The organism is Streptomyces sp. MnatMP-M17, assembly GCF_900091995.1.
Taxonomy (GTDB): domain Bacteria; phylum Actinomycetota; class Actinomycetes; order Streptomycetales; family Streptomycetaceae; genus Streptomyces.
This window is the reverse complement of the sequence record NZ_FMDK01000857.1, coordinates 1-5,384: the sequence shown is the minus strand read 5'-3', so window position 1 is coordinate 5,384 and position 5,384 is coordinate 1. Positions and strand designations below refer to the sequence as shown.

Genomic DNA, 5,384 nt, shown 5'->3' with positions numbered 1-5,384 from the left:
CTGGCTGCGGCTGCTGACGGGAGGAGACGGCGCCGGGGAAGCCGTAGCGCCGCCCGCCGGTCTGGGCGACGGTGAGCCGCCCGTCTCCGGATGGGACGCGGTCATACGGGCCCGCGCTCCCGGGCGCCCTCGTGCGAAGGCCTATGTGGAGGCGTACTTCACCGAGCGGGAGGCGATCGTCGGCGACCGCTGCGGTGGTACGGATCCGGGAATGCTCTGCGGCTTCGGCCGCCACGCGGGACGGACCGTCGCGTATGCCGCGCAGTGCGGCACGCCGACCCGCCCGGCCGGTTACCGGACCGCGGCCCGGCTGATCCGGCTCGCCGACCGGCTGGGCGTCCCCGTACTGACGCTGGTGGACACACCGGGCGCGGCCAATGACGCCGAGGCGGAGCGCATGGGAGCGGGCGGCGCCATCGCGGATCTCTTCGCGGCCATGGCCACCGCCCGGGTGCCGCTGACCACCCTGCTGATCGGCGAGGGCGGCTCGGGTGGCGCGCTGGCGCTGTCGGCGCCGGACAACACCTGGGCCACGCCCGACAGTTACTTCTCCGTCATCGCACCCGAACTGGCCACGGCGATCCTCAAACGTCCCCCGGGCGAGACACGCGCGACGGCCGGCCAACTCCGTTTGCGGCCAACAGATCTGGTGTCGCTCGGCGTTGTACGCGGGATCGTGCCGGTGGAGTAGCCCCAGACCCGGTGCCCAGCCCCGGTGCCCGGTCCCGGTGTCCTGCCCGGAAGGACGGGACACCGGGCTCATGCCGGCGGGACACCGGGTGCGGCAGCGTGAGTCGCGCACGGGGATCCGGCCCAGGACCGAGTGAGCTGAAGGGCACCGGCCGGAGACCGATGGGTGCGCTGCTGGGATTCTCATAGGCCTCTCACCAGTCGTTCAGACAATATGCTTAGGCTAAGAACCGTGACATACACAACTCCGCCGGGCTGGTATCCGGATCCTGGGCACTCGGGCGATGGCCCCCAGCAGGAACGCTGGTGGGACGGGTCCGCCTGGACCGACGAACTCCGCGCCACCTCCACCGCGGAGTGGGCGCCGCCGACCGCGCCTCCGTATCCCGGGTCGCCTCCCTATCCCGTATCACCGCCGCCCGGACGGATGAGCCGCGGCCGTCGTATCGCCGTCGGTGTCACCGCCGTGGTCGTGGCGATGGCCATCGCGGGAGGCTTCTATCTGCTCGGCCGCGACGGAGACGACAGCGCGTCGGCGCGCGCCGGCGACGTCCCTTCCGCAGCTCCCTCACTGCCCGGACAGCGGCCCCCGAACCCCGATGGGCCGGGCGGGCCGGGCGGCGGCGAGAGCGATGCGCCCGGGATGCCGCAGACCGAGGACGGTTACGCCACCGACGCGGCCAGCGGGATCAGCATCCCGGTCCTGGACGGCTGGACCGGCGAGTCCGGAGTGGTCGGCGCCGGAGTGACCACCGGGAAGTACTCCTGTCCCGGGGACACGTCCCAGAGCTGTGTCCGAGGCGGAGTGTTCTCCGCGCCCGCGGCGGCGATGAAGATCGAGGCCACCACGGCCAAGGCGGCGGCGGAGAAGGACATCCAGGCCAATGCCGAGGAGTCCTACGGCGGCGAGATCTACGGAAAGATCTCCTCCCACGAGGAGCTGAAGTCCGAGGCGGTCACCGTCGCCGGGCAGAAGGGCTATCTGGTGCGGTGGAAGGTCGTCACGAGCAAGGGTGACGACGGCTATGTGCAGTCGCTCGCCTTCACCTCGCCCTCCGCCTCCGGGCTGATGGTCGTCGTGCGCTCGGGCTTCGACATCAATGACAAGGCGCCCAAGCTGTCGGTGATGGACGAGATCACTCAGGGCATCAAGGCCGCGGCGGGTGCGGGAAGCGGCAGCGGGCAGGGAGTCTGACCGTCTGAGACGCAGAGCCGTCCGATCGTCCGACCGAGACCGGTGGTCGGTGGTCGGTGGCGGCGGACTTGGGCCGGCGGTGGCCGGTCCAGTCGCTTCGGCGTGATGTTCCAGCTTTCGTGTGGTGTTCCAGGGCGGGCCGCCGTGTGCGGCCCGCCCTCTGGTGTGCGGTGACGCGGTACGGCGGTCCGGAGCGGCGTCCGTCCAGGCCCGTCGGCCGTGCACTCCCTTCATGGGGTGTACACGTGCGGTGAGGGAGTGTCTGTGACAGGCCCCTTACGCGCTGTGCTCGGCCGCCGCGGGTGTGCTGAGCGCAGGTCCGGGCCCGGTGTCCCCGCCGGAAGCCGCCTATCTGCTGGGATACATGCGCGACCGTGGGACCGGCACGGTGGTGCTGGAGGCCACCTCCATGGGCCTGTTGACGCACCGCGTGGACCACGCCTTCGCCGATGTCGGTGTCTTCACCAATCTGACGCAGGATCACCTGGACGACCACGGCACGATGGAGAACTACCGGGACGCCGAACTCCGGCTGTTCCAAGGGCTTTGCCGACGTGCCGTGGTCAACGCCGATGATCCGGCGGGCGCCGGGATCGCTGCGCTGATGCCCGGGGCCGTGACCACATACGCCCTGGACGCCGAGGCGGACTACCGGGCGACCGATCTCACCATGGACGCGTTCGGCACGCGGTTCACCCTCCAGGCGGCGGGTCAGTCGGCGTTCGCTTCGCTGTCCGGCGCACCGTCCGGTTCGCTTCCGAGGACGTACAGCTCGGGCAGATTGACCACGATCGCCTCCTGTGTGCTGCGGGCGATCACCACCACGGCCTCCTCGTCGGCGCTGGGATTCTCCTCGCGGTGCGGGACGTACGGCGGTACGAAGATGTAGTCGCCCGGCGAGGTACGGATCCGGATCTCCTCGGGCGTACCGCCGGAGTTGTCGAGGAACACGAACTCCGGGTGTCCCTTGATCACATGGATGGCCGTCTCGGAGGCGCCGTGATGGTGGTTGGAGGACGCGGTGTCGGGCGCGACATGCGTCTGGCCCATCCAGATCCGCTCGGAGCCGACGCTGCTTCCGCTGATCGCCGCGAAGCGCCGCATCCCGCCGGTCTGGGCGGTGTCGCCGTCGAGCGCGTCGGCCCGGATGTGGTGCAGCCGGGCCCGCGGCGGCAGCGTGCTCCCCGCCGTGCCGTGCTCGTGGTCCTGGTCATGGTCGTGGTCCGGCAGATCGGGATGGAACGCGTCGTGTCCGGTGGGCGGGATGTGCGAGGTCATGGAGATCCTGCTCGTCGGGGCTGCGGACGGCGAGGTCCTGGCCGGGGTCCGGCGAGCTCTCGGCCGAGGTCTCGGCGCCGACGGTAGAGAGCGCGGAGAATGGATGTCAAGATGTGTCCATTACCGCCGAGCTGGCTGTTCCCGGTTCTCGGACGGTTCGTCAGGTACGAAGACCCGCGGGGAGACGGTGCAGATGCAGATATCGGCGAAGGCGGACTACGCGGTGCGGGCGCTCGTCGAACTCGCCGCCGACAGCGCACGGCCGCTGACCTGTGAGGGCATCGCATCCGCCCAGGACATCCCGTTCCGGTTTCTCAAATCGGTCTTCCGGGATCTGCGGCAGGCCGGTCTGGTCCGCAGCCAGCGCGGCTGTGAGGGCGGCTACTGGATAGGCCGCGATCCGGCAGCGATCAGTGTGGCCGAGGTGATGACCGCGGTCGACGGGGAGTTTCTCACACTGCGCGGCGCCCGGCCCGACAGCCTCGTCTACCCCGGCGCCGCGCGGCGGCTGCCGGATCTGTGGCGCGCGGTCGAGGCCGCCGCGCAGTCGGTGCTCGGCCGCACGACCATCGCCGAACTCGCCGCCGAGGGTACGGCAGGCGCTGAGGGAGCGGTCTTCGCCAAGAGCGCTGAGGGTGTGGTGTCGCGGAGTACCGGTCCAGGGTCCTCGGTCCGCGATGTCTCTCCGGCGGTTCCGGCATGACCGAGGAGTCTTCTGGAGCGGTGGCCGGTCCACCGCCGGCGGAAGTGGCTCGGCCACTGGTCCGGATCACCGAGTACACCGATCCCGCCTGCCCTTGGGCCTGGGGCTCCGAGCCGGTCTTCCGGTCGCTCAGACAGACGCTCGGGCCGCGCGCGCGGTGGCGGCAGGTCTTCGGCATCCTCTTCGACGAGGACGACGATCCGGCCCCCGACCCGGATGCCGAGGCCCGCTGGTACGAGCGGTTCATCCACGAGGTCACCGCCCATACGCACGCACCGTACGCGCGCCGGCTGCACTGGCTCACCCGTACGAGCTGGCCCGCGTCCCTTGCCGCCACGGCCGCCAGGTCGCAGGGAGCGGAGATCGCCGAGCGGGTCCTGCGGCGGCTGCGCGAGAGTACGTTCGTCGTCGGCGCGCCCGCGGACACACCGGCCGGGATCCTTGGCGCCGTACGGGACATTCCCGGCCTTGACACCGACCGGCTGCTGCGCGACCTGGCCGCCCCACGGACCCGGGAGGCGGTCCGCTCCGACTGGGCGGAGACCCGTGCGCCGCTTCCGGAGGTGCTCGGTCTCGACGGGCCGGGACCGCATCCGGGCCGGGCGAAGGAGGTCGGCGACCGCCGCCGTTACGCGCTGCCGACTCTGCTTTTCGAGGGACCGGGCGGCCGGGTGTGCGTACCGGGATGGCGGCCCGTCGAGACCTATCTCGAAGCCGCCCGTACGGCCGCCGCCGCGCCGCTGCCGCGCAGGCCCGTACGGTGGTCGCCCGGCGAGGCGCTGGAGCGCTGGCGGAGTCTGACCGTACCCGAACTCGCCCTGCTCACCGGTGAGTCGGAGCCGCCGTCGGATGCCGTACGGATCGAGACGGGCCATGGACCGCTGTGGCTGCATCCCGACGAGACGCGTCCCGCAGCGGTCTGAAGAGGGCCGCCGAAAAGACCGGTCCGACCGGCGCCGAAGAGGCGTGACGGCAACCGTCGTACGCGCGTGGGCAGATGAAAGCGCAGGTCGCCAAGGTCTCGGACAATGAGACACCAAGAGGTGTCCATTGACAGCGTGGCGCCCGGCCGTGAGGATACGGGCATGCATTCGATGCACCCTGGTGTGGTCTGCCGCTACGTGGACTATCGGCGTACGTCCAGCGCCCTCTGTCGCTGACCCGACCGCCGACGCGGCCCCTGAGCCCCTTGAGGCTCTTCCGGGCCCTCGGCACTCCGGCCCTGCTCCGGATTCCCGCGCCGCGACAGCGGTGACCCGGGGACGTGGACCCGTACACCGGACCTCCGCCGACCGGCACGCCGCGCGATCTTCCGTGTGGCACTTCCCGCCATAGCCGCAGCCGTAGCCGCACGCCTCAAGCCGTATCGGAGCCCTTCCCGGCCCGAGAGCCGGCTGCTTCTCCTCACCCGTGTCCGCCGTCGGCGGTTCCGGTGCTGTCACGCCCCAATGCCGCGGCGGTGGACGGTACCGCGCTCCGTTGTGAGCTCATCCCGCCACAACGGCCCAGAAAGGTGGC

The 5,384-nt window shown here is 71.0% G+C and carries 5 protein-coding genes and 1 pseudogene; 5 read left to right on the top strand and 1 reads right to left on the bottom strand.

What is annotated here, in order from left to right:
• The 3 genes and pseudogenes from GA0115259_RS32060 to GA0115259_RS32050 form a co-directional block, all read left to right on the top strand.
• A partial coding sequence (locus GA0115259_RS32060) for a carboxyl transferase domain-containing protein (RefSeq protein ID WP_272921239.1) occupies positions 1–691 on the top strand: 691 nt, incomplete at its 5' end.
• Between the two features lie 231 nt (positions 692–922).
• Positions 923–1,885, top strand: coding sequence for a DUF2510 domain-containing protein (locus GA0115259_RS32055; RefSeq protein ID WP_256098234.1), 963 nt, complete (start codon positions 923–925; stop codon positions 1,883–1,885).
• A gap of 304 nt (positions 1,886–2,189) precedes the next feature.
• Positions 2,190–2,693, top strand: a pseudogene (locus GA0115259_RS32050) (Mur ligase family protein); the annotation flags it as partial.
• On the opposite strand, the gene GA0115259_RS32045 reads toward GA0115259_RS32050, so the two are convergent.
• Positions 2,597–3,163: a cupin domain-containing protein gene (locus GA0115259_RS32045; RefSeq protein ID WP_176732726.1), complete on the bottom strand. Its 567-nt coding sequence runs from the start codon at positions 3,161–3,163 to the stop codon at positions 2,597–2,599. The pseudogene GA0115259_RS32050 and the gene GA0115259_RS32045 overlap by 97 nt on opposite strands.
• 193 nt (positions 3,164–3,356) lie before the next feature.
• On the opposite strand from GA0115259_RS32045, the gene GA0115259_RS32040 reads away from it, so the two are divergent.
• Complete coding sequence (locus GA0115259_RS32040; RefSeq protein ID WP_093603473.1) at positions 3,357–3,866, top strand: RrF2 family transcriptional regulator; 510 nt, start codon at positions 3,357–3,359, stop codon at positions 3,864–3,866.
• A complete protein-coding gene (locus tag GA0115259_RS32035) occupies positions 3,863–4,789 on the top strand; it encodes a DsbA family oxidoreductase (protein ID WP_093603471.1) in 927 nt (308 codons plus the stop codon). The genes GA0115259_RS32040 and GA0115259_RS32035 overlap by 4 nt, the downstream gene beginning before the upstream one ends.
• Positions 4,790–5,384 lie beyond the last annotated feature (595 nt).